At 40.5% G+C, this 23,338-nt stretch carries 23 protein-coding genes, 1 pseudogene and 1 riboswitch; of the genes and pseudogenes, 16 read left to right on the top strand and 8 right to left on the bottom strand.

Annotated elements, in window-relative coordinates; genetic code table 11:
• Positions 1–24: 24 nt before the first annotated feature.
• Positions 25–783: a sporulation protein gene (locus A3GQ_RS0117790; RefSeq protein WP_028778208.1), complete on the bottom strand. Its 759-nt coding sequence runs from the start codon at positions 781–783 to the stop codon at positions 25–27.
• A gap of 303 nt (positions 784–1,086) precedes the next feature.
• Here A3GQ_RS0117790 and tnpB point away from each other — a divergent pair, with 303 nt between their 5' ends.
• The 3 genes from tnpB (at position 1,087) to metA (ending at position 4,798) form a co-directional block, all read left to right on the top strand.
• On the top strand, positions 1,087–2,220 hold the full coding sequence (gene tnpB / locus A3GQ_RS0117785) for an IS200/IS605 family element RNA-guided endonuclease TnpB (RefSeq protein ID WP_028778207.1): 1,134 nt from the start codon (positions 1,087–1,089) through the stop codon (positions 2,218–2,220).
• Positions 2,221–2,380: 160 nt separating this feature from the next.
• Positions 2,381–2,493, top strand: a riboswitch (SAM riboswitch).
• A gap of 73 nt (positions 2,494–2,566) precedes the next feature.
• Complete coding sequence (locus tag A3GQ_RS0117775) at positions 2,567–3,844, top strand: homocysteine synthase (protein ID WP_028778205.1); 1,278 nt, start codon at positions 2,567–2,569, stop codon at positions 3,842–3,844.
• A 24-nt stretch (positions 3,845–3,868) separates the two neighbouring features.
• Positions 3,869–4,798 (top strand): homoserine O-acetyltransferase MetA, encoded by a 930-nt coding sequence (metA, locus tag A3GQ_RS0117770; RefSeq protein WP_028778204.1) that lies wholly within the window; start codon positions 3,869–3,871, stop codon positions 4,796–4,798.
• Positions 4,799–4,934: 136 nt separating this feature from the next.
• Here the strand turns inward: metA and A3GQ_RS0117765 are convergent, their stop codons facing one another.
• Complete coding sequence (locus A3GQ_RS0117765) at positions 4,935–5,342, bottom strand: hypothetical protein (protein WP_028778203.1); 408 nt, start codon at positions 5,340–5,342, stop codon at positions 4,935–4,937.
• 567 nt (positions 5,343–5,909) lie between these two features.
• Complete coding sequence (locus A3GQ_RS24855; protein WP_037465444.1) at positions 5,910–6,197, bottom strand: hypothetical protein; 288 nt, start codon at positions 6,195–6,197, stop codon at positions 5,910–5,912.
• A gap of 446 nt (positions 6,198–6,643) precedes the next feature.
• On the opposite strand from A3GQ_RS24855, the gene A3GQ_RS24850 reads away from it, so the two are divergent.
• Entirely contained in the window at positions 6,644–7,129 is a 486-nt protein-coding gene (locus A3GQ_RS24850) for a peptidoglycan recognition protein family protein (protein WP_051272027.1), read from the top strand.
• A gap of 101 nt (positions 7,130–7,230) precedes the next feature.
• Positions 7,231–7,752, top strand: a complete 522-nt coding sequence (locus A3GQ_RS0117750; RefSeq protein WP_028778202.1) for a DUF4309 domain-containing protein — start codon at positions 7,231–7,233, stop codon at positions 7,750–7,752.
• 62 nt (positions 7,753–7,814) lie between these two features.
• Here the strand turns inward: A3GQ_RS0117750 and A3GQ_RS0117745 are convergent, their stop codons facing one another.
• Positions 7,815–8,315 (bottom strand): hypothetical protein, encoded by a 501-nt coding sequence (locus tag A3GQ_RS0117745; protein ID WP_028778201.1) that lies wholly within the window; start codon positions 8,313–8,315, stop codon positions 7,815–7,817.
• Between the two features lie 135 nt (positions 8,316–8,450).
• Between A3GQ_RS0117745 and kdd the strand changes: the two genes are divergently transcribed.
• The 3 genes and pseudogenes from kdd to A3GQ_RS0117730 all read left to right on the top strand — a co-directional run bounded on the left by kdd (position 8,451) and on the right by A3GQ_RS0117730 (position 12,177).
• Positions 8,451–9,494 carry an L-erythro-3,5-diaminohexanoate dehydrogenase gene (gene kdd / locus A3GQ_RS0117740; RefSeq protein WP_028778200.1) on the top strand — a complete coding sequence of 348 codons (1,044 nt, stop codon included), beginning with the start codon at positions 8,451–8,453 and terminating at the stop codon, positions 9,492–9,494.
• 69 nt (positions 9,495–9,563) lie between these two features.
• Positions 9,564–10,544, top strand: a pseudogene (gene kamA, locus A3GQ_RS24845) (lysine 2,3-aminomutase); the annotation flags it as partial.
• A gap of 67 nt (positions 10,545–10,611) precedes the next feature.
• Complete coding sequence (locus tag A3GQ_RS0117730) at positions 10,612–12,177, top strand: recombinase family protein (protein ID WP_028778199.1); 1,566 nt, start codon at positions 10,612–10,614, stop codon at positions 12,175–12,177.
• A 101-nt stretch (positions 12,178–12,278) separates the two neighbouring features.
• On the opposite strand, the gene A3GQ_RS0117725 is transcribed toward A3GQ_RS0117730, so the two are convergent.
• Positions 12,279–12,866, bottom strand: a complete 588-nt coding sequence (locus tag A3GQ_RS0117725) for a hypothetical protein (RefSeq protein WP_028778198.1) — start codon at positions 12,864–12,866, stop codon at positions 12,279–12,281.
• Between the two features lie 61 nt (positions 12,867–12,927).
• The gene (locus A3GQ_RS27305) at positions 12,928–13,104 is read right to left on the bottom strand and encodes a hypothetical protein (RefSeq protein ID WP_156877800.1); all 177 of its coding nucleotides are present in this window, start codon (positions 13,102–13,104) and stop codon (positions 12,928–12,930) included.
• 281 nt (positions 13,105–13,385) lie between these two features.
• On the opposite strand from A3GQ_RS27305, the gene A3GQ_RS0117715 reads away from it, so the two are divergent.
• The 8 genes from A3GQ_RS0117715 (at position 13,386) to A3GQ_RS0117680 (ending at position 20,785) form a co-directional block, all read left to right on the top strand.
• Positions 13,386–13,718, top strand: coding sequence for a beta/gamma crystallin family protein (locus tag A3GQ_RS0117715; RefSeq protein WP_028778197.1), 333 nt, complete (start codon positions 13,386–13,388; stop codon positions 13,716–13,718).
• A 499-nt stretch (positions 13,719–14,217) separates the two neighbouring features.
• Positions 14,218–14,403 (top strand): hypothetical protein, encoded by a 186-nt coding sequence (locus tag A3GQ_RS0117710; protein WP_028778196.1) that lies wholly within the window; start codon positions 14,218–14,220, stop codon positions 14,401–14,403.
• 94 nt (positions 14,404–14,497) lie between these two features.
• Positions 14,498–14,848, top strand: a complete 351-nt coding sequence (locus A3GQ_RS0117705) for a hypothetical protein (RefSeq protein ID WP_028778195.1) — start codon at positions 14,498–14,500, stop codon at positions 14,846–14,848.
• Positions 14,845–15,849, top strand: a complete 1,005-nt coding sequence (gene kamB / locus A3GQ_RS0117700; protein WP_028778194.1) for a lysine 5,6-aminomutase reactivase subunit KamB — start codon at positions 14,845–14,847, stop codon at positions 15,847–15,849. Before A3GQ_RS0117705 ends, kamB begins: the two co-directional genes overlap by 4 nt.
• Before the next feature lie 2 nt (positions 15,850–15,851).
• On the top strand, positions 15,852–17,429 hold the full coding sequence (gene kamD / locus A3GQ_RS0117695) for a lysine 5,6-aminomutase subunit alpha (RefSeq protein ID WP_028778193.1): 1,578 nt from the start codon (positions 15,852–15,854) through the stop codon (positions 17,427–17,429).
• The gene (kamE, locus tag A3GQ_RS0117690) at positions 17,426–18,175 is read left to right on the top strand and encodes a lysine 5,6-aminomutase subunit beta (protein WP_028778192.1); all 750 of its coding nucleotides are present in this window, start codon (positions 17,426–17,428) and stop codon (positions 18,173–18,175) included. Before kamD ends, kamE begins: the two co-directional genes overlap by 4 nt.
• A gap of 42 nt (positions 18,176–18,217) precedes the next feature.
• Positions 18,218–20,245 carry a heterodisulfide reductase-related iron-sulfur binding cluster gene (locus A3GQ_RS0117685; RefSeq protein ID WP_028778191.1) on the top strand — a complete coding sequence of 676 codons (2,028 nt, stop codon included), beginning with the start codon at positions 18,218–18,220 and terminating at the stop codon, positions 20,243–20,245.
• A 9-nt stretch (positions 20,246–20,254) separates the two neighbouring features.
• Positions 20,255–20,785 carry a YfiT family bacillithiol transferase gene (locus tag A3GQ_RS0117680; RefSeq protein ID WP_028778190.1) on the top strand — a complete coding sequence of 177 codons (531 nt, stop codon included), beginning with the start codon at positions 20,255–20,257 and terminating at the stop codon, positions 20,783–20,785.
• Positions 20,786–20,927: 142 nt separating this feature from the next.
• On the opposite strand, the gene A3GQ_RS0117675 is transcribed toward A3GQ_RS0117680, so the two are convergent.
• On the bottom strand, positions 20,928–21,446 hold the full coding sequence (locus A3GQ_RS0117675; RefSeq protein WP_028778189.1) for a hypothetical protein: 519 nt from the start codon (positions 21,444–21,446) through the stop codon (positions 20,928–20,930).
• 326 nt (positions 21,447–21,772) lie between these two features.
• Entirely contained in the window at positions 21,773–22,717 is a 945-nt protein-coding gene (locus tag A3GQ_RS0117670; RefSeq protein ID WP_028778188.1) for a DMT family transporter, read from the bottom strand.
• Positions 22,718–23,338 lie beyond the last annotated feature (621 nt).

The following is a 23,338-nucleotide window of genomic DNA, read 5'->3' as shown; positions in this document are numbered from 1 at the left end:
CTCATGAAGAGATCGCCAAGGTGATTATTTTTTCAACATATGTTTGATAATTAGTTCCAATCGCATTTTGGCTTTTTCCTCTGTACTCAAATCATTAGCCGTTATTTCAAAACGACGAATTTTCTCGTCCATATGGAACATATCAATGAGTGCAGAGTAGTCTTTGGTACGATGTTCTCCAACTTCCAATACACCATCGATGGTATCTTGTTCTAAATTTTGGTGAAAATAGACGGCTACTTGATTGGTAACACCATAGAAATAGGTCGTAGGATGATATTGAATGAGTTGAGACCAACCTTGTTCATCAGTCACAAGACCTTCCCAATCTTGTTTGAAACCAAGTTGTTTAAAACCGTTCAAAAATTGGGATACACGCTCATTTGGCAATACTTGAATATAGTCGCGGTCATGAGAATCGATCGCATTTTTGATCTCTAAGTTTGTTACAAAATAGTATTTGGTATTGATAGATGAAGATGGAATGTTAGCAGGACAAGTAAAGCTAAACGGAAAAGTGATTTTTTCATTTGGTTGAATCATAAACTCATCTTTTGTGACATCAATAACAGCAACACGTTCTGTCAGATCACTGCCACTTCTGGCATGAACAGATTTGAGCATGAAATAAACAGAGAGCCCTTCTACCTTCTGTTCTGCACTTCCTCCTGTGACAAAGATCTGTCCTGTCACACATTCACCAGTTTTCACTAATTCATTATCCAAACGTAAATCAATCTTTGCTGCTCCCATCCCCATGGATGCAAGTACGGTTTCAAACAACGTTTCTTCCTCCCAAAAACATCTCTTTTTTCTATCCTATCATACCACGGTCGATGCACTTCGAGTAGGGGATAACGACAGACAATGCTGTATTCTAGCTAAAAATAAAGAAGTTTTAACGTTCAATCTCATTCTTATAGATTCGTGAGCGAGAAAACCCACGGTTTCAATCATGGGATGAAAGCGAGGGTCAGACGAGAAATGGCAGAGATCATCTCGTCTGACTATTTTTTTGAAATCCTTGACATAAACAAACGTAAGTTCTATAATATCCGAAAAATCCCATTTAGGGAGGTGAAATCGATGCACAAAGCCTTCCAATTTCGGCTTCGTCCCACAACAAAACAACGTATTCTCATGCATAAATCGATCGGATGCAGTCGTTTTGTTTTCAATCATTTCCTAAGAAAATGGAACGAAAGCTATCAAGAAACAGGCAAAGGACTAAGCTATCCCAAATGTTCACAACTACTAACCGCAAAAAAACGCGAGCTCACTTGGTTAAAAGAAGTCGACTCCACTTCTTTGCAAAATACCTTAAAACATCTAGCCGATGGGTTTTCTCGTTTTTTCCAAAAGCAAAACGATGCCCCTCGTTTGAAGAGCAGGCGAAATCGCGTTCAAACCTATACGAGTCAGTGTAACTATCCCAAACAAGGGAGACCGACGATCGAAATCGTGAAAAACAAAATCAAGCTGCCGAAATTAGGCTGGGTAAAGTTTGTCAAAACCCGTGAAATCAGTGGCCGCATCTTGTCTGCTACGATTCGTCGTACCCCATCGGGAAAGTACCAAGTTTCAGTTCTCTGCGAAGGCAGCTATCTCCGATCTGTTCCTGCACAAAAGGAAGCTGTTGGCATGGATCTGGGATTAAAGGATTTTGCGATTTTTGATGATGGAACGAAAATCAATCCAAGTCGTTTCTTTCGTCGCTATGAAGAAAAATTGGCGAAAGCACAACGAATCCTATCCCAACGCATGAAAGGCGGTTCCAATTGGCATAAAGCTCGGATAAAAGTAGCTCGGATTCACGAAAAGATTGGGAATAAACGTCATGATTTCCTCCATAAACTCTCTACCCAACTGGTACACGAAAACCAAGTGATCAGTACCGAGAGTCTGCAAACCGGAAACATGATAAAAAATCGCAACTTAGCCAAATCGATTACGGATGCTTCGTGGTCGGAGTTTGTTACGATGTTAACATACAAAGCTGCATGGTATGGAAGAACAATCGTAAAGGTAGGGAAAACATTTCCCTCTAGCCAACGTTGTTCCAGCCCAGACTGTCGATACAAAAACAAAGAAGTAAAAGATCTAAACTTGCGCGAATGGACATGTCCTTCGTGTCACGAACATCATGATCGAGACATCAACGCAGCTAAAAATATAGTGCAAGAAGGTTTACGATTAATTGCCGCAGGGCTTGCGGTCTAAGCTTGGTAAACTTCCTTGGGGTACTAAGGATTACCCAAGAATCCCACGGCTTTAGCCGTGTGGAGTGTCAACCCGGTGTTCTTCTGTTGAGTCTTGACATTTCCATTAAAATTCCATATAATCAAAGTAATTCGATTGTATAACTGTATATTTTTTACATCTCTTATCCAGAGAGGCGGAGGGACTGGCCCGATGATGCCCGGCAACCCTAGTGTATTGCACACTAGAAGGTGCCAATTCCTGTAGAGACTTTTTGTTTCTAACAGATAAGACGAGGACAAGTAAACCCAAACCTCTTCTGGATAAGGAAGAGGTTTTTTTGTTTGCTAAAAAAGGAGGAGATAAGATGAGTACATTTCGAGCCGAGACGATTTCCGTGCATGGAGGGCAAGTTGCTGATCCAACTACGAATGCGAGAGCTGTACCTATTTATCAGACGACTTCATATGTTTTTGATGATACTCAACATGCGGCAGATTTGTTTGCGTTAAAAGAATTTGGCAATATTTATACGCGTATTATGAACCCTACAACAGATATTTTGGAGAAAAGGGTTGCAGAGTTGGAAGGCGGCGTAGGGGCTTTAGCGACCAGTTCTGGTCAAGCAGCGATTACTTATTCCATCTTGAATATTGCTAGAGCTGGAGATGAGATCGTTGCATCTAGCAGTCTATATGGCGGAACCTATAACTTATTTCGGCATACACTTCCCAAACTTGGGATTCACGTGCATTTTGTAGATCAGACTAATCCTGAAAATTTCCGCAGTGCGATTACGGATAAAACAAAGGCCGTCTTTGCGGAGATCATTGGCAATCCGCAATTGGATGTGTTAGACGTGGAGGAAGTTGCTAACATCGCTCATGAAGCCGGTGTCCCGCTCATTATCGATAATACTTTTGCTACTCCTTACTTAAGTAGACCATTTGAGTTTGGTGCAGATATCATCGTACATTCTGCTACCAAGTTTATTGGTGGGCATGGAACAAGTATCGGAGGAATTATTGTTGATTCTGGCAAGTTTGACTGGACAAATGGCAAGTTCCCCGATTTGACAGATCCAGACCCAAGTTATCATGGTGTTTCGTATACTCAAGCACTTGGATCACTTGCTTATATCATCAAAGCTCGCGTTCAGTTACTTCGTGATACAGGTGCTGCTATTTCTCCATTTAATGCGTTTTTGTTATTACAAGGTTTGGAAACTCTGCATCTTCGCATGGAACGACATAGCGAGAATGCTCTGCGTGTGGCTAAGTTTTTACAAGAACATGAACGTGTGGCATGGGTGAATCACCCTGGTCTTGAAAACCATCCCTCATATGAAAAAGCGCAAAAATATTTAACAAAAGGTCAAGGTGCTATCTTTACATTTGGTATTGAAGGTGGGATAGAGGCAGGGAAGAAATTCATCGAAAATGTAACTTTGTTTTCTCACTTAGCAAATGTAGGAGATGCCAAGTCGCTCGTGATTCACCCGGCTAGCACCACTCATCAACAGCTAACAGAAGATGAACAAAAAGCCGCTGGTGTATCCCCTGAGTTGATTCGTTTATCTGTCGGTATTGAGTCGATTCACGATATTTTGGAAGATTTGGAACAATCACTAGCTAAGAGCCAGTAAATTCAGTATTAGGAGGGAACAAAAGTGCCAATCAAGATTCCAGATAACCTTCCAGCTACTGGAATCCTTCAGCATGAAAATATTTTTGTCATGCCGGAAAATCAGGCTTTTCATCAGGATATACGTCCTTTGCGAATCGTAATCCTCAACTTAATGCCAACAAAAATTACGACAGAAACGCAGTTGCTTCGGTTACTTGGAAATTCTCCTTTGCAATTGGAAGTAAGTTTGCTGCATTTGCAAAGCCATACACCCAAAAATACGCCTTCGAGCCATTTGGAGATGTTTTACCAAACATTTGATGAGATAAAACATCAACGCTTTGATGGGTTAATCATAACTGGAGCTCCGATCGAGCATTTGGAGTATGAGCAGGTGGATTATTGGGAAGAGCTCACACAGATCATGCAGTGGAAAACTACCCATGTAACTTCTACGATGCACATTTGTTGGGGGGCGCAAGCTGGATTGTATTTTCATTATGGTATACAAAAATATCCTTTACCAGAAAAGATATCGGGTATTTATGATCATCAAGTCACCAAACATAATACAGAGTTATTGCGTGGATTTGATGATCTGTTTGCTATCCCACATTCTCGCTACACCGATATCCGTCGGGAAGATATCGAAAAGATTACCGATTTAGAAATCCTGTCTGAGTCCGATGAAGCGGGTGTGGCAATTATCGCAAACCCAGATAGCAAGCAAGTGTTTATTACAGGGCATTTGGAGTATGATTTACTCACCTTAAAAGACGAATATATTCGCGATACCAAAAAAGGTATTTCGATTGCGTTGCCAAAAAATTATTTCCCAGAAAATAATCCTGATCGTCAACCATTTCATACATGGAAAGCACATGCCAATCTCCTGTTTTCCAATTGGTTGAACTACTATGTATATCAACAAACACCATATGAATTAGATAAAAACGAAACGCCGATCCGTTGATTACGGCGTTTCGTTTTGTTTTTAGGAGATCTTTGTTTATTACATTAACAAAGATAGGAAGAATGACCGATCGACTGGACTATCCAAGGATAGCTCCAGTCGATCATTGTCCGCTAGAAGCGAACCAAGGTACTCGTCAGGAGATCACCTCAGTTGAAGTCATAGACTGATCCCAGTCAGCAAAGAGGATCGGAATCCTCTCCTTCAGCTTATCCAGTGCACCTTCCTTTGGAAATTTGATTTTTCCAAGAGCATCCTGAATGAGACAGCGGAGAATACTCAGACACAGAAGACAGAGTTTTGCACGAATTTCATCGTTCACCCCAGACCATGAATCTGTATCCCAGAAATTGAGGTGCCTGCTACAACCTCCATACTCATCAGCGACCTCACACCAGATTTCTCGCAAGAGAGAATGGAAGATCTGCTCCGTATAGAGATTAATAGTGGGAACATCAGCTCCGACATGGGAAATGAAGTTCCGAATCAGGGATTCCTGCGTTTTCTGTGACTCATGGCTGTAGGGTGCAAACTCATAAGACATGTGTACTCCCGTTGGATAAGTAGTTACTCCTGCTTATAACCTTGCCTCTATTATATGGTTAGCAAATAGGAAAAACATTTTTTTTCATGTACCTATGTGTTCCTATTACCTATATCGGATCACTTCTTCATTGAGTAGAATCATATCTTGTAATTTAGCTATTTTTAATGAAACCGATTCTCTACTTGCTCTGATTTTTTCTAGTGACGGATAAGTTTGTTGAAAGTGGTGCTCCAATATTAATAACTAATGGAGAATAACTGATAATAAAATTATCGCTTAAAGGGAAACACCCGAAATAATAAATACAAACGCCGATAATACTGAAGTATAAGTGTTATATATAGTATTTTTTTGGGGATCAAAACGCAGTTTACTTTTGAAAAAATGACTTGAACTCCATATAGAAGTCCAAGTCATTCTCTACCCTATTAACTTTATAAATTTACCTGTTTTCAAATCTTTGTAATATTATTTTTAATTTTTGTATACTGAAAGACGATCATTTTCTATGCATCATGAGACTGCTCTACTTAAGTATCCTTATTTTGGCCTATTGATAATCTATTATGATTTGTTCTTTATCACTATTAGCTTAATGATCCAAACCACTAACGCGATTCCATTAAAAATCCATGTATTCATAAAAGCAAAACCAAGTCCAATATTTGCATCGGGATAGTTATTTGTTATTTGATCGATCGTAGCATATAAGAGAGGAATCCCCCCCAGTAATAAAAGTACTACATGAATGATATTCGATATTATCGTTTTGGAACTAGATAAATATAAAAGATAAATAGAGACAATGAGAAGCAATTCTGTTGATATGACGTTTAATAGGAGACTACTCATTGATATACCACCCTTATATTTTGTTGTTACGTTTGTCTTCATGATGTCCGCTGCCGATTTCATCCAATCGATAGTAGACAGGCACAGGAATGTCTTTCAGGAGCAGCACGAGAAGTGTCGCATCATCTGAAAGGTCAATTCGCTTGATCTTTCGATGTCAAACAACATGGAGTTCTCTGTTGTTGTACATTGATATCTTAATTATAGAAGGTGTAAATGCCATTAGCAACGGATTCGCGAATCGATGAGAGGAGACTTTCCATTTTGCAAGTTATACAACGTAACACAAAAGACTTAATTTTAACCATTTTGAAACTATTTATTCATTGCTTATCCTTTAATATGAATATAAGAGTTTTTCATAAACAACTATTTCTGGTTGTTTATGGCAATGAATCCGACAGATAAAAAACTCTTAGTGATGTATGGGATTTGGAGAGATAAGCATGGAGATTAAAGAGTTGTATATCCCAGAGAGCAACACAAAAACTCGACCAAGGATAGAAATGAAACCTGCATACATCACGATTCATGAAACCGACAATACAGAAAAGGGAGCAACTGCCAAAGCACATGCTAATTTTCAGTACAAGGGTAACGACCGACAAGCGAGTTGGCATTATACCGTCGATCAGGAAGATATATATCAGAGTCTTCCGGATAATGAAGTTGCTTGGCATGCGGGTGATGATCGTGGTCCGGGAAACATGCAGAGTATCGCTATTGAGATCTGTGTGAATGAGGATGGTGATTTTGAGAAGGCAAAAGCAAACGCTGCTTGGCTGGTCACGTACCTTCTATTCAAACACCAGATTCCGATCGAAAACGTAGTTCAACATAACAAATGGAGTGGAAAAAACTGTCCTTCTCATATGCGAGAAAATGGGTGGGATGCGTTTATCCAGTTAGTGAAAGGATGCAGTACCAACTAAGTTTCTCTCCATTGTGCAGTTGCAAGCTTTTGCTCTGACACTAAAGAATCAATGTTCATTCAAAAGGGAAAATAGAAAAGTTAGATAGGGGATATTTATAGATGAAAACCATGACAAAAACCATTTTGGCTACCACACTTGTAGTTAGTGCTGCTTTTACCGGATTCGCAGCTGTGACCCATGCTGCACCAAAAACCGAGGTTGTGCAAATTCAGAAAAACCACAAACTAACGCTTGAGCAGACAATGGTAAAAGGAAAACAAGGAAAGGCCATTAACAGCGAAAACTTTGGACTTGGTTCTAGAGGCAAAGATATTAAAAAGAAATGGGGAAAACCAACAAGTGAAGATGAATCATACTTAGAATATACAAATAAAAGAATCTTGTTCATACTAGAAAAGGGAAAAGTAAATAACGTCTTTACCCAAGATAAAAGATATGATGGTATTACCTATGCTGAAGTAACAAAAACCCTAGGGAAACCTGCGAAAACAGCAGAAGGAGAAGATGGTGTTTATGCTAGTTATAAGGCTGGAAAAAACACCGTTACCTTTGCTTTCTATTATGATAAAACAGGTACAAAAGCAGATACGATCAAAGATGTTGCTGTTTATAAAAACTAGAAACTTTTATAGCTGGTCAGTAAAAGGAGCCCCTCCATATGGAGGGGTTCTCTTTTTTATTATCATATGGATAGCTTTCGTTCTAACTTCGTTATCGCTTTTACAATGGTTTTCCGATTTTTGGCTGATTTGATCCAGTTTGGCAACATGCTTTCCACACTTAAGTAATAAGAGTAGTTGTCCCTGATCTCTGCCTCTACATAACTTTTCACATAAAGAAGATGTTCTTTGTTATAAGCCCACAGTGTTTTTCCACAACAAGGGTTTTGTAAGGCGAGCGGGTAGCCATAGTACCAATCAAACGGACCTCCAATACAGATCATACCTTCCCGAAAAGTACGTTGATAGACGATAATGTTTTGCTTGGCTTGGTTTTTCTTAGGGATGAGGTCGCGAGTCAGCCCGCAATGTGTACAAACAAATCGTTTGTTGCTATTTTGAATAAAAGGAAAGGCTTCCTTGGATAGGACTGTGGCTTGTTTTTGGCAGTTAGGACAAATGACGAGAAACTCATACCCAAAGCTCTCCAATGTACGGTGTTGGTTTGCAAATTGTTTTTTCATCTTAAGATGATCATACAACAAAATAAATTATTTTGGATTGGATGAATATCCGGTAGAATATACTTAGAATATATTTTTTGAATGTTTAAAATACATCTCGTCTATTCCCTTTTGTCTCATATATTTGGAGGTGAAGTGATTTTGGTACCCCACTACTACTATGGGTTGCATCGTTCCCTTAAACCCACTCATGTTTTCCCCCAACCAGCATGGACCTTGAACCCTAGCCTGCCCATACATCCTTCCGAGCTTTTAATAGATGTAGAAGCACTTCATATTGATTCCGCATCGTTTGCTCAGTTAAAACAAGAAACCAATAACTCGCTCGATTTATTAACAGAGAAGATTGGACAGATTGTGCAAGAAAGAGGAAAAATGCATAATCCGATTACTGGTTCTGGTGGGATGTTGATTGGAATGATAAAACAAGTAGGAGATCAGTTTATTGACCAATCCATCCGAGCAGGCCAGAAGATTGCTTCCTTAGTATCCTTAACACTCACCCCCCTGTCCCTTTCCAACATCCACCATATAGATCTAACAACAGGACAGATCAATGTGGATGGTTATGCGATTTTGTTTTCCAGCAGCCCTTTTGCCGTGTTGCCGGATGATATGGATCAACATGTTGCTTTAGCTGTGCTTGATGTATGTGGTGCTCCTGCACAAGCTGCTCGATTAGTAGAAGCAAATCAAGTGGTAGTAGTACTTGGTGCTGGTGGGAAGTCTGGCTTATTGACACTCGCAGAAGTGTCCCGCAAAGTGGGTGACAATGGATTGGTCATCGCAGTCGAACAAAACATGGATTTGTGTGATCAGATCGAAAATTTGGGTTTGGCGCATCATGTCTGTTGTGCGGATGCAACTGATCCAGTAGCGGTACTAGAGAAGGTTTCCTCACTTACAGATGGAAAATTAGCGGATATCACTTTTAATTGTGTCAATGTACCTGGAACAGAGCTTTCTTCCATTGTAGCGACAAAAGAAGAAGGGATTGTTTATCTTTTTAGTATGGCTGTCCAGTTCACTGCTGCTGCCCTTGGTGCAGAGGGTATCGGAAAAGATGTGCAATTAATGATCGGAAATGGTTATGCGCCAGGTCATGCGAATCATACAATAGAACTATTAAGAAACACACCACAACTGTTGGAGTTTTTCACTAAAAAATATGGTTCCTGATTTTTAGAGATCATGTTTGGTATGCAAAATGCTTCTTAACCATCTGGTAATAGAAGAGGAGTGGGCGTTATGCGGGATTGGCGTCAAGTTTCTCTATGGAAAGATGTGACAGAAGAACAATGGAATGATTGGTTATGGCAGTTGACTCACACAATTCGAACAGTGGATGAATTAAAGGAGGTTATTAACCTAGAAGAAACGGAAATGACAGGAGTAGGTATTTCCAAGCAAACCATTCCACTCAATATTACCCCTTACTATGCATTACTGATGGACCAAAATGATGCAAAAGACCCTATCCGCATGCAATCTGTACCAATATCCTCAGAACTAAACCGTACCCCTTATGATCTAGCTGATCCATTACTAGAAGATACAGATTCCCCAGTTAAAGGATTGACTCATCGTTATCCAGATCGTGTACTCTTTCTCGTGACCAATCAATGTTCGATGTACTGTCGGTACTGTACTCGTCGGAGATTTTCAGGGCAAGTTGGTCAAGGAGTGCCCAAAAAACAAATGGATGCTTGTATTGATTATATTCGCAACACACCAGAAGTACGAGATGTACTCCTTTCTGGCGGGGATGGATTGTTGATCAATGATCGTATCTTGGAGTATTTGCTTAGTGAGTTAAGGGCTATCCCACATGTAGAGATTATTCGAATTGGTACACGTGCTCCTGTTGTATTTCCACAGCGCATCACAGACAATCTTTGCGCTATCTTAAAAAAATATCATCCAGTATGGCTCAATACCCACTTCAACCATCCCAAAGAGTTAACGGATGAAGCCAAGCGTGCTTGTGAAATGTTGGCTGATGCAGGAGTGCCACTCGGGAATCAATCTGTCATCCTCGCAGGTGTGAATGATTGCCCGCATATTATGAAGTCGCTCGTTCAAGAGTTAGTAAAGACAAGGGTTCGTCCTTATTATATTTATCAATGTGATTTATCGGAAGGGATTGGACACTTCCGAGCTCCTGTCAGTAAAGGTATTGAGATTATTGAGTATCTTCGAGGTCATACATCTGGTTATGCTATACCTACTATATTTTTTATAATTGGCGTGACAAACTATTTGTATATTTTCAATATTCTAATAGGAGAATATACCGATGGTAAGTGACAAAGACATGAAACACGTTGCTATATACCTGCGTATCAGTCAAGAGAAGAAATCAGAGAATGTAGAAACGCTGGCGAATCACAGACAACTGTTATTAGAGTTCTGCAAAAATAAAGGATACACCTATACTCTTTCTGAAGAAGTTTTATCAGGAGGTAATTCAGAATTAGAAGCACGTCCACAATTGCAGAAGCTTCTAGAGAGTATCGAAAAATGGGATGCTATTCTCTGTGTGGAATTATCACGTATATCACGTAATGGGTTTATATCAGAAATGGTATTGCAGCATTGTGTAGATTACGATAAACCAATTCTAACACCTTTCCACGTTTACGATTTAGCCAACAATGAAAATGACAGACTGACTTATCGCTTTACTAGCATGATGTCATCACAAGAACATGCACTGATCGGAAAACGAAGCAAGTTGAATAAAATACAAATGGCTAAGGCTGGTTTACATATATCGGGAAATGTTCCTTTTGGGTATGTGAGGAATCCATCCACTAAAAAGTTGGAAATACAGGAAGAAGAAGCGGAAGTAGTTCGCTACATTTTTAAGTTGCATTCACAAGGGTTTGGAAGCTTCAAGATTAGGGATATTCTAAATGAAGAAGGATATAAGCCAGCTAGAAGTAATCATTGGAACTTACCGAGTATCAAACGGATTATAAGAAATCCAGTTTATAAAGGATGGACAATCTTTCATGATAGGAAACGTGTGAAAAAGGGTGGAAAGTGGACGTATGAAATCCTAGAGACAATTACAATGAAAGAGACACATCCAGCAATCATACCAGAAAAGGAATGGGATTCAGCCAATCAGGAAAGAGAAAATCGTGCTAATAAATCACAGATCACCAGAGAAAAGCCAGCAACTAAGAGTGGTATCACGTCTCTAAAGGATTTAGTTTATTGTGGTGTATGTGGTCGTAAGATGACGATAAGAAAAGACAATAAATCAAATACTGGATACACGATTAAGAAGTGCGAATATCTACTAGATGATGGTAGTAAATGTAATAATGCTGGTATTAGGCTACTCTTTGTTGAAGAAGATGTGATAGCCAAATTGTTTACACATAAGGAAGAATTAGGAGCCTATTTAAGGGAGTTAAAGGATGATGAAGGTGAGATGTATCAAGAAGAATTAAGAAGTCGTCTAAAGGCAGTAGAGAAACGTATTAGAGAAACCAAATTACAAGATGAGAAGCTACTAGAATTAGCTTTAACTGGTGTATTCAGTGTGGAACAGATAAAGGAAAAGAAACAAGAATACGCTAACACCTTAAAGTCATTAGAGGACGAAAGAGAGATTTTATTGCAAGAGATATGGAAACCGAAAATCTTTGAAGTGGAAGCTAAGGTGAAAGGTACGATTAGTGTCATAGACGCTCTTCCTAGCTTGAATAGAGAATCAGCGAATCAAGCCTTAAAGACTTTTGTTAGACGAATCATCTATAAAAGAGTCATTCCAAAAGATATTCTAAAGCTATCTACAAGGAATCCAGTTAGGAAGCTATATCCTTTTGAGATTGAAATAGAGTATCTTTAACCAACTGTAGTGGATAGAGGGCTTTATTAGTGCCCTCTTTTCTCACAAGAGATTCTAGTTCAATTTGACTTCTTCCTCTTGATTGGAACAACCATCGTGTTTCACCCAGTAGTGAGTGCAGGCGTGTATAGCTGTTGATTTTCAAGTTCGATCGTCATTTTCAAAAGCTTTTGAAAGAATTGCAAAGATTTCACGTTTTCATAATCCAGCTTACATAACTGTTCTATGCTCCCACGATGATAACGAATTTGTAGGGTATCTATTTCTGGATAGGGGTACTTGTCCCACAACCAAAGGACATCATCTAATAGCGAATCAACAGAGCTTGCGCAATGTATTCCACAATAGTATAGTCCTACATTTTGTGAAGCTAAGATAGGTTTATCTGATGTTGCAAAATGGAGTCTTACAAAATAATCAACTGCTTTTGGAGGAAACCCTAGTATTAATCCTAACGCTCGAATATGTTCAGGGTTCTGTGGATTTGGTTTTTTGTCCATCTGATCTAAAAAATGTTCCTTTTTTGATTTATCTTGAAAAAATATGTATTCATTACAATTAGGTCGTTTTTGAAGAGTGAAGAATGGATATTTATCTTTCAGATAGTGAATCATTTTGTACCTATCATTCGTCATAACAGCTGGTTTCATGCCCATAATAAATGCTTGTTCCGATTGGAAGCAATCCAAAAGAAATCATCTCCTTATAAATAAGGATAGAAGACGGAACGCCTTCTACCCTGTAAGACTTCTACCTTACTTCTTCTCCGCAACCCCAATTCGTACACTGATAACGATTGCCGTTCCACTCGAAGTTGGAGAGTTTTCCACACGCTGCACAATGACCTGTATATGATTCTTTCTCTTCTTTTTCGTCTTTGTCCTTGTTGTCACTTCCCCAAAACATAGACACACCTAGATCAATCATACTTCTCACCTCTTAGAATGAAGTAGGTGGACGATAAGTGTTGAAAGGATGTTTCGAGTATAGTTCCAAATTTACTTCCTATATTATGATAGTTTGATTTCCAAAAACCACCTCTATTTGAAAGCGTATCACAGTGCGAAAATGAAAACTACACAAATATTTCCACTATTTTTTGGATTAAAAATTTGAATATTATTTGTATTTCTATAATAAAACCTTATTTTTACTCCATTTATGGTATTCTTAGGTGAAAAAGGAATATTCAATAAAGGAGTTCTATTATGAGAAAAGGTTTTATTCTGTTGATGGCATTTTCCCTTGTCTATATATTAATTGCACCAAGTGCTACTTTTGCTGGTGGTAGTGCCAACTGTGTAACTTTGTATTCAAAGCCAGACGGGAAAGGATCACATAAACGGGTATGTGGAAATCGAGACGATCTGAGCAAAATAGGCTGGGATAATAAGACCAGATCAATTAAAGTGGAAGATGTAACAATTTATCTTTATTTTGACAAAAAATATAAGAATTATTATGTAGGAGGACAACCTCACTATTCTTTCAATGTAGAACCTGGTATTTCTTCCTTTAAATTTAATACAATGGAAGCGTAATTTATTTTTAATGAATCATGAACTTGGCCCTCATTCAATTTTATTCAGGATATGCAGGTAGATAAATCGTTTGAAGTTTATTCGCGAAACTAGCTGTAACAGAGACTTAAGAAATATAATCAAGCTTTTCCTGTGCAAAGAAACGAACCGATTTAAAATAGAGATCGGTTGGTTTTCTATTATATGGTTTGGTTACTCGATAGTTTTTCTATTAGTATAAATTTTTCATTTTCATTAAATGAATCATATTCCGACAATATGGTGCGATTACCTAACAAAATGAAGAAGTGCTTTTTATCAAAAAAGCAATCTGTTTAACGCGTCGTTATTTGCTGTGTCCCCAAAATCACAGAATGCTATGCTACCCTATAGAGAGTTCCCCTTCTGGCCCATTTCTTTTTGTCGTAATTCCCTTAATCTCACATAAACATATTAGTGTCTGAAATATCTTCCTGACACGTTACGAAGTGCAAAGATGTAAAGAGAGGGGATAAATAATATGTTTATGAATACGAATAATACCTTGAATCCTAATACCTTAAATAACACTTTGACAAAGGAGGATAACGAAAAGCGACTACAAAGACCTCCAAGTACAGTAATAGAATTAAATCATCCTGATATGAAATTGATGGCGAAAGCTTTTATAAATTTATACAACAAACAACAGTCTGGAGTGGCTTAAAAGGGAACCCTTTTGCTACTTTTTTTTTTGTTATAATTTATATATAAATTATAACAATTACGAAAATTTATTTTTTATAGGTATACTGCATAGAATGTTGAGTGAATCAATAAAATCCTTTGTTATAAATGGATATTATATACTTCATATAAAAATCTCAGTACCTACTTTTGTAGTAGACGCACCAAGCGGAGGCGGAAAAATACCAGTAGGGCCTAATTATTTGATTTCCCAAAGTTCGCAAAAGACTATCTTACGAAATTTCGAAGGCGTGATCACCAGTTATCCAGAACCAGATAACTACCAGGAGCATGATGTGACGACTTGTTCTTTTTGTCAAGCAGCTAAACCTTCAGAAGGGGTTGCAGGTCTGATGGGGAATGCTCGACCAAATCTCGAACCCAAAAAATTGATCCGAGAGCAGAGACGTATCACACAACCATGATCCCCATTACCTTGGATCACCTTGGTTCCTTGGCGGTCGTAGGAATCGCCAAAAATGTCGGGAAGACAACGTTGATCAATCAAATTAGTCGATCTGTAGGGAAAACCAGACAGTTGGGATTCGTCAGTGTTGGGATTGATGGCGAATCCAGAGATGCATGGAGCGGGAGACCAAAACCTGCTGTACTTGTACCAGAAGGGAGCTGGATAGCAACCACTCGGAGTTTGATTCAATGGGAAGAAGGATGTTGGGATGATGTGAAAGGGCTTGGATCTTACTCCCTCATGGGCGAATTAGTCTTGGCACATACTACTCGATCGATACCAGTGAAGCTTGCTGGGATGAGTCATTTAGGTGATTTAGAACGAGTATTACGTCTATTTCGTGAAAAACAACTGCTTACTTTGGTAGATGGAGCATATGATCGAAAGACATTTGCAAGACCTGCGCTGACCGATGGGATGATATTGGTGGTTGGCGGGGCAGCAGGACGAACAGAAAGTGAAATTATTCGTAAGGCTAACCATTGGTTATATCAAGTAAAACTGCCTGTTTGTGTGGAACGGGAGAAAATCGGGATGTTTCAACGTGCTACACAAGAAAGACAGATGTGGGGGATACGCAAGGGGAAGAAAAACCGCTTCCCCTTTTCCTCTCTGTTTTCTTCTGGCAGTGGAATACGAGATTGGGATGTACTTGGGATACCAGGTGCATTAACCAATAAAATGCTTCATTTTTTTATCGATCATGCTTGTTATCCAACACTTATTCTCTCAGATTGTACCCATCTTTTCGCTGCTGACTATATCCTAAGAACATTTCTCCGCCAAGGAGGGCAAGTAGAAGTGATCCACCCCATACGCATGATGGGGGTAGCGATTAATCCTACTAATCCAGAAGGGAAAAAATTTGATGCGGATCGATTGAAAGGGGCAATTGGAGAAGCCGCAGGTGAGGCTCCCGTTTGGGTATTTGAAAAAAATCCAGATGATGGGGTGTAGCAATGTCTGGGAAATTAAATTTGGACCCATATTTGGTAAAGGAAGCACGGACTACGGCACAAGAAATTGCCAAACAGGTAGATCAATATATTTCTACTCGGACGACGGTTGCCATCGAACGAACGGTTTTACGATTGTTTGGGATTGATGGTATTCACCATTCTGTTCCATTACCCAATCTTGTCGTGGATGGGCTTATGGAAGCTGGAGTACTAGATCGTGGAGCGGCATTTTGGCTTTGTAATGCAGTAGTTCAGACCGGAAAATCACCACAAGTGATTGCGGAATTGGTTGTAAATGAGGAGCTAAGTCTCACCGAATTAGCCGTTACTTCTGAAGAGGTGATATATAAGGCAGGAGAACGACTACAGGATGAAATGCTGGATAAGATCAAAGCCAACCGCAATCAAAGGGAAGCAATGATCGGAGAGTTAGGAGAAGGAAGAAGACCTTATCTCTATTTGATTGTAGCTACAGGAGATATTTATGAGGATGTAACGCAAGCAAAATCCGCTGCACGTCAAGGTGCGGATATCATCGCTGTTATTCGCAGTACAGGTCAAAGCTTGCTCGATTATGTCCCCTATGGTGCGACACAGGAAGGATATGGAGGAACCTTTGCAACACAAGAAAATTTTCGAATCATGCGCAAAGCATTGGATGAAGTCGGCAGAGAAGTAGGTCGTTATATTCGGTTGTGCAACTATTGTTCAGGCTTATGTATGCCCGAAATAGCTGCGATGGGTGCGATGGAACGATTGGATGTGATGTTAAATGACGCTTTATACGGGATTTTGTTCCGTGATATCAATATGCAGCGTACCTTGATTGACCAAGCTTTTTCTCGGATGATCAACAGTTATGCCGGCATTATCATCAATACAGGAGAAGACAATTATTTGACTACCGCAGATGCAGTGGACGCTGCTCATACGGTATTAGCTTCCCAGTTTATTAACGAACAATTTGCTCTTCTTGCAGGTCTCCCAGAGACTCAAATGGGACTTGGTCATGCTTTTGAAATCAATCCCGAACTGGAAGACGGGTTATTATTGGAGATTGCACAAGCGCAGATGGCCAGAGAGATTTTTCCAGATGCCCCTCTCAAATACATGCCTCCCACGAAACACATGACAGGCAATATTTTTCGAGGTCATGTTCAAGATGCGATGTTTAATTTGGTTAGTATTCTCACTGGGCAAGGAATCCAATTATTAGGTATGATGACAGAAGCGATGCATACTCCTCATATTCATGATCGGCAGTTATCTATTGAAAATGCACAGTATATTTTTCAAAATGCTAGACATTTAGGAGAAGAAATCTTGTTTCAACCAGATGGAAGGATTCAACGTCGTGCAAATCTCGTCCTTCGAAAAGCAGTATTGCTGTTGAAAGAAGTAAAGCAAAAATCGTTATTTTCTGCACTAGAAGAAGGAGTATTTGCAGATGTCAAACGTTCCATAACAGGAGGGAAAGGTTTGACAGGGGTCATTATCCGCTCTGCCGATTATTGGAATCCTTTTGAAAGTGGACTTCGGGAGCGTTTCGCTTTGCCACTAAGGGGGAAGAATCGATGAGCCGCGATTGTTCTAAGATCCGTCCTTATGGAGATACGTTGGATGATGGAGCAGTGCAACTTAGTTTCTCGCTCCCTCTTCCATATGGTGAAGAAGCAAGAGAAGCAGCAAAACAATTAGTGGGAAAAATGGGACTCGTCGAACCTCTTGTTTATCATATGAAAGACCTAGGAGAAGGGTATACCTATTTTATTTTATATGCTAGTTGTACGCATACTGTGGACTTCACAAAGATTCATGTGCCCAAAGTAGAATCCTCTAAGTTGAGTTTTGAAGAAATTAATGACTTTATTCGTACTCATTTTAAACGCAAACTTGTTGTTCTGGGTGCATGTACAGGAACAGATGCACATACCGTTGGTATTGATGCGATTATGAACATGAAAGGGTATCATGGAGAGTATGGTTTAGAGCGTTACCCAGAGATCGATGCTTATAATCTCGGTAGTCAGATCGAAAATGAAGATCTGATCGAAAAAGCAATGGAGTACGATGCTGATGTATTATTAGTATCACAAGTGGTAACCCAAAAAGAAGTTCATGTTACCAACCTTACAGAACTAGTAGAATTGCTGGAAGCAGAAGGTTTGCGGGATCGATTTCTTTTGATTTGCGGCGGGCCTCGTATTCATCATGAACTTGCTTTAGAACTTGGTTATGATGCTGGGTTTGGTTCCGGAACACTCGCTCCAGAAGTTGCCTCGTATTTTACGCAAGAGCTTGCTAGGCGGCAAGGGTTGGTTTGACCAACCCTTGCCGTAAATATCCGACGAAAAGGAGCAACCCCAATGCAAAGCTTATACTGGATTAACCTCGGTTTGTTTGTGTTGTTGACAGCGGCTTCTCTTTTCTTATTTGGAAGAATTGTACATGCTCGTTATCGATATGTACTATTGGGTAAAAAAGTCGAATGGGAATGGAATTTTGCTGATAGTTGGGGTTATATTTTTGGCCAAAAGAAGTTGCTGAAGGATAAGAAGAGTGGCTGGATGCATGTCATCATGTTTTATGGATTTATTCTCATCCAATTTGGGGCAATCGATTTGTTCATCAAAGGTCTCTTCCCAGGACATCACTTGCCGATTCCTTTTTATCCAGCTTTTCAATGGTTGGAGGAAGTAACCGTCTTATTGGTGTTTCTCGCTACAGGATATGCTTATTATCGTCGTTATGTGGAGAAATTATCAAGGCTCAAAAGAGGGTTTCGTTCCGGATTGGTCATTATCTTTTTAACCTCTCTCCTCTTCTCTATTATTTGGTCTGCTGCTTTTGAAAAAGTATGGCTGGAAGAAAGTTTGACATGGACTACTCCACTGTCTTCTGCAATCGCTTTCTTTTTTGTCAGTTGGATGTCTCCAGCCGTTGGCGCCGTTTTCTTTTATATTGGTTGGTGGATGCATGCTCTTATTCTGTTTAGTTTTTTACTTTATGTTCCACAGTCCAAGCACTTCCATCTGTTGGTAGCTCCACTTAATATTTTCTTACGCCGCAAACGTGCCCAGTTGTCCTTGATCGATTTTGAGGATGAGTCAGCAGAAACATTTGGTGCTGGAAAAATCGAAGATTTTGCCCAAAAACAATTGATCGATTTGTACGCTTGTGTGGAGTGCGGCCGCTGTACATCAGTTTGTCCTGCATCAGGTACTGGCAAGATGCTGTCCCCGATGGATTTGATCGTCAAAATGCGTAACCATTTAACTGCCAAAGGAGCAGCAATTACTTCTAGCACACCATGGATGCCTTCCTTTGCTTTTGCGACAGAGGCAGCAGCAACGAACCAAAGCACAGAGCAATCTTTGATTGGAGATGTGATCACTCCACAAGAGCTCTGGGCATGTACTACCTGCCGAAATTGCGAAGATGCCTGTCCCGTTATGAATGAACATGTCGATAAGATTATTGATATGCGCAGATATTTGGTACTCACAGAAGGAAGTATTCGACCAGAAGCATCAAGAACGTTGAATAATATCGAACGGCAGGGCAATCCATGGGGATTGAGCAAAAAGGAACGAGCCAATTGGATTGAAGAAAGCAAAGTACCCGTACCTACGGTGAAAGAAAATCCTACCTTTGATTATCTCTTCTTTGTTGGCTCGATGGGTTCGTACGATTTGAGAACCAAACGCGTAACTGAGGCTTTTGTAAAATTGTTAACCCATGCAGGTATTTCCTTCGCAATCCTTGGTAATCAGGAAAAAAATTCTGGAGACACTCCCCGCCGTCTGGGCAATGAGTTTCTATTTCAACAACAAGCAGAAGCGAATATCGCCAAGTTTAACAAGCATGGTGTGAAAAAAATCATCACAATGGACCCGCATGCATTTAATTTGTTTAAACATGAATATCGGGATCTCGGGTGGGATGGGGAAGTCATTCACCACACGCAACTATTGGCACAGTTAGTGAAAGACAAGAAAATTGTGCCTAGTAAGACGATCAACGAGCGAATTACGTATCATGATTCATGCTATTTAGGCAGGTATAATGACGAGTATGAAGCACCGAGGTATATTTTGCGTCAGATCCCCGGAGTAGAACTGGTCGAGATGACTCGAAACCGAGAAAATGCGATGTGCTGTGGTGCTGGTGGGGGGATGATGTGGCTAGAAGAAACAGAAGGAAAGCGGGTAAATCTAGCACGTACCGAGCAAGCACTCGAAGTTTCGCCTACAGTCATCAGCAGTGCCTGCCCCTACTGCCTCACGATGTTATCAGATGGTACCAAAGCAAAAGAAGTAGAAGACCAAGTGCAAACCTATGATATCGCAGAGTTATTAGCCCAATCGGTAGAGTTGGAAGAGCACATAAGTTGAGGTGAAAAAATGATAGATTTACGATATCCGATTGGTAAATTCCAAAAACCAGCAGTTTTTACAGATGAACTTCGTGAGCAATTTATACAGACACTCGAACAACTACCATTGTCCCTCCGCTCAGCAGTAGAGGGGTTAACAGATGAAATGCTTGATACCCCTTATCGAGAAGGAGGCTGGACAGTTCGGCAAGTGGTTCATCATCTAGCAGATAGTCATCTCAATAGCTATACGAGATTTCGTCTTGCTTTAACAGAGCTATCTCCGACCATTCGACCTTATGATGAGCAAAAATGGGCAGATCTTACAGATGCAAAACATGCTCCTATTGGTAGTTCCCTAGCTATACTAGATGGATTGCACCAACGTTGGACGACCCTATTACGCTCTTTTTCTGAGGAAGATTGGAACAAAACATTTATCCATCCAGATCTAGGAGCGATGTCTTTGGATATGGCAACAGCTTTATATGCATGGCATAGCGAACACCACGTAGCTCATATTACATTGTTGACGGAAAGAGAAGGGTGGAACAAATAGATAAACCGAGTAAAACGAAAACAACTCCTTCTTGATGAGGGAGTTGTTTTATCTATGGGTTGATTCATTGTAAACATCACTGCCGGCCTACGCGATGTTGCTGCGTAGGTCGGCGTGATCCACATCTCCTAGGTGTGGAGGGTCAGGGGTTGATGGTCTTCTGCACGTTGACCGGCTGCTGCTGCTGCTGCTGCGCCGGGGCCGTTGCCGCCGTGGGAGCGGTGGCCGGGGCCGGCGGAGCGGTCGGCGGCATGTACGGGCGGAAGCCGTTCTGGTCCTGCACCCACAGCTGGGCGCCGGCCGGAACGGGCTGACCCGGCACGTACAGCTTGGACTGTCCGTTGAGGCTCACCCACATCTGCGGGGCCTGCTGCGCGCCGGTCTGAGCCTTCGGCGTCTTCCAGACGACGAGGACGAGCAGACCGATCGGGAACGGGGCGGAGAAGTAGCCGAGGACGAGCAGGATGATCGAGATCACGAGACGCCAGATGGTCTTGTGCTTCGCCGCCTCGAAGGCACGGTACTTCTTCGCCGTGTAGACGCTCAGGGCGATGGCGAGACCGATCTGGATGAGATTCCAGATTCCGAGCCCCGACATGATGATGACGCCGGTGATGACGCCTGCCGCGTAAGCGGTCCAAGGTCCGAACTTCTTCTGCATGACTCCTCCTAGGAGCTAGTTGGTGGATCACAATTGCTAATTTTATTATAATACGGTTTGCACCATCTTGCCAACTGATTTGAGTGATAATGCGAAATGTTTAACAAATGGACTTTTCATAAGACAGCAAAAACAGCCCTGAAGTCACAAGGGCTGTTCCAATCGATGGGTATTTCCTGTATTGCTTGGTCGGATGTTTGTAGTGGACATATACAGGCGACTGGTCAATGGTATCTTTATTATTTGGTGAATTTTCCTTTTATACATATAATCAAGAGCTTTATAGATGTCTGTGTCTAATTGGATTTTCTGAATCCTATGAATCATTAATTTGCTATATCTGGTACTACTTCCTTTTTCGTCTCTTTCTTGCGCATATTGACGACTACAATGCCGAGACAAACAAGGATCAGCCCGACAAAAGTGAAGAGACTTAACTTCTCAGACAGCAAAATGGCGGAATAAAACACACCAAATACCGGGATGAGAAAGAGGAAGACGGAAACTTTGCTAACAGCATGATAACGAAGCAAAGTGTTCCAAAAAAAAGTACCGATCAAGGCTACCAATGCGAGATAGACAAAGGTGATGCCAGAGACAAGATCAAATTGAAATGGAAGGATACCAGCACGCCAAATACCTGCTGCGATCAGACAAAGCGACCCGATAAACAATTGGTAGAACGTTATTACACCTGTATCAAATCGAGTGGATTCATGGCGGGCCATCAAGTTCCCTGCGGCGGCGGCTAAGTTGGAAAGGATCAAGAGTATTTCGCCTAGTCCAAATCCGATACCTGTAGCAATCGAATGATAGCTCACAGCGAAAATCCCTAGAAATCCAAGTGCCACCCCCGTTATTTTTCGGGTAGTTAGACGATCATGGTCATCGATGAAGTGGGCGATCAAAATCTGAAAAAGGGATGCAGTACCTGTGAGGATCACGGTTACCATACTAGAAGCGAGACTTACACCAATATAGAAAAAGATATATTGTAAGAAGTTTTGAACAAAGCCCACTTTGCTTAAGGAACGAAAAGCAGCTCGATGAAATATTCGTTTTTTCGACGTGAATCGAAGAATGGCATAAAGGATAAGTGCAGACAGCAAAAACCGATAACCAGCAAAGACAAGCAAGGTGCTATAGTTATGTGTATCAATCGATAACCATTGGTAGCTGAGTTTGATGAGAGGAGCAGGGCTTCCCCATAATAGGGTGATCATAAGAACGGTTGCGATGAATCCTACTGGATGTGTAACAAACTTTTTCAATTTCTGTCTTTCCTTCCGTAGAGGTTGCTCCTTCTATTGTAATCGATAGTGAATCGCTGTGGTGTAGTTGGATTTTTCAAACAAATAAGTTTATATTTTAAAAGTAAGCTTTGATGTAGTTGGAAGGGATGTAGCAATATTTATCATTTCTGGCGAGAAGACTCCTTCCTCAAGGAGCGGATCGAGTAGGGAGGGGATGAATCGCCTTCTTGCTTGTTTTCTAAAAGTGTTGAAACGTACGTTCCCTTTTGGTAAAATATTCATGGAAAAGAGGTGAATTCCATGCCGACGATTACAATTAAAATACCTTTGTTTGAGCCTGCAAAAATAAAAATGGTAATGTACGAAACGATGCAACAATGTTTTTCAGAAGCTTGCAACCAAGCCATTCAACTGAAAAAAGAAAATGAAAAGCTAACGAAATCGGATATCGATAAACGATTGGCTCATTTTGAGTTGCCTTCGACNCTTATTCAAGAAGCGAGGAAANTAGCCATTAGTCGTTTTCAGGATTGGAAAAAGAATCAGAAAATCAAAGGTTTCCCGAGTTTCCGAAACAGAATTGCAATTCTGTTTAACAACCAAAATTGGAGATTCCGTTTGGATAACGGATTCTTAAAA

Source organism: Shimazuella kribbensis DSM 45090, assembly GCF_000428065.1.
Taxonomy (GTDB): domain Bacteria; phylum Bacillota; class Bacilli; order Thermoactinomycetales; family Thermoactinomycetaceae; genus Shimazuella; species Shimazuella kribbensis.
This window is presented reverse-complemented; position numbering and strand designations above follow the sequence as displayed.

Coding starts and splice junctions, on each gene's coding strand:
- tnpB (WP_028778207.1), top strand. CDS start 1,087: ATGCACAAAGCCTTCCAATTTCGGCTTCGTCCCACAACAAAACAACGT.
- A3GQ_RS0117775 (WP_028778205.1), top strand. CDS start 2,567: ATGAGTACATTTCGAGCCGAGACGATTTCCGTGCATGGAGGGCAAGTT.
- A3GQ_RS0117765 (WP_028778203.1), bottom strand. CDS start 5,342: ATGTCTTATGAGTTTGCACCCTACAGCCATGAGTCACAGAAAACGCAG.
- A3GQ_RS24855 (WP_037465444.1), bottom strand. CDS start 6,197: ATGAGTAGTCTCCTATTAAACGTCATATCAACAGAATTGCTTCTCATT.
- A3GQ_RS24850 (WP_051272027.1), top strand. CDS start 6,644: ATGGAGATTAAAGAGTTGTATATCCCAGAGAGCAACACAAAAACTCGA.
- A3GQ_RS0117750 (WP_028778202.1), top strand. CDS start 7,231: ATGAAAACCATGACAAAAACCATTTTGGCTACCACACTTGTAGTTAGT.
- A3GQ_RS0117745 (WP_028778201.1), bottom strand. CDS start 8,315: ATGAAAAAACAATTTGCAAACCAACACCGTACATTGGAGAGCTTTGGG.
- A3GQ_RS0117730 (WP_028778199.1), top strand. CDS start 10,612: ATGGTAAGTGACAAAGACATGAAACACGTTGCTATATACCTGCGTATC.
- A3GQ_RS27305 (WP_156877800.1), bottom strand. CDS start 13,104: ATGATTGATCTAGGTGTGTCTATGTTTTGGGGAAGTGACAACAAGGAC.
- A3GQ_RS0117715 (WP_028778197.1), top strand. CDS start 13,386: ATGAGAAAAGGTTTTATTCTGTTGATGGCATTTTCCCTTGTCTATATA.
- A3GQ_RS0117710 (WP_028778196.1), top strand. CDS start 14,218: ATGTTTATGAATACGAATAATACCTTGAATCCTAATACCTTAAATAAC.
- A3GQ_RS0117705 (WP_028778195.1), top strand. CDS start 14,498: ATGTTGAGTGAATCAATAAAATCCTTTGTTATAAATGGATATTATATA.
- kamB (WP_028778194.1), top strand. CDS start 14,845: ATGATCCCCATTACCTTGGATCACCTTGGTTCCTTGGCGGTCGTAGGA.
- kamD (WP_028778193.1), top strand. CDS start 15,852: ATGTCTGGGAAATTAAATTTGGACCCATATTTGGTAAAGGAAGCACGG.
- kamE (WP_028778192.1), top strand. CDS start 17,426: ATGAGCCGCGATTGTTCTAAGATCCGTCCTTATGGAGATACGTTGGAT.
- A3GQ_RS0117685 (WP_028778191.1), top strand. CDS start 18,218: ATGCAAAGCTTATACTGGATTAACCTCGGTTTGTTTGTGTTGTTGACA.
- A3GQ_RS0117680 (WP_028778190.1), top strand. CDS start 20,255: ATGATAGATTTACGATATCCGATTGGTAAATTCCAAAAACCAGCAGTT.
- A3GQ_RS0117675 (WP_028778189.1), bottom strand. CDS start 21,446: ATGCAGAAGAAGTTCGGACCTTGGACCGCTTACGCGGCAGGCGTCATC.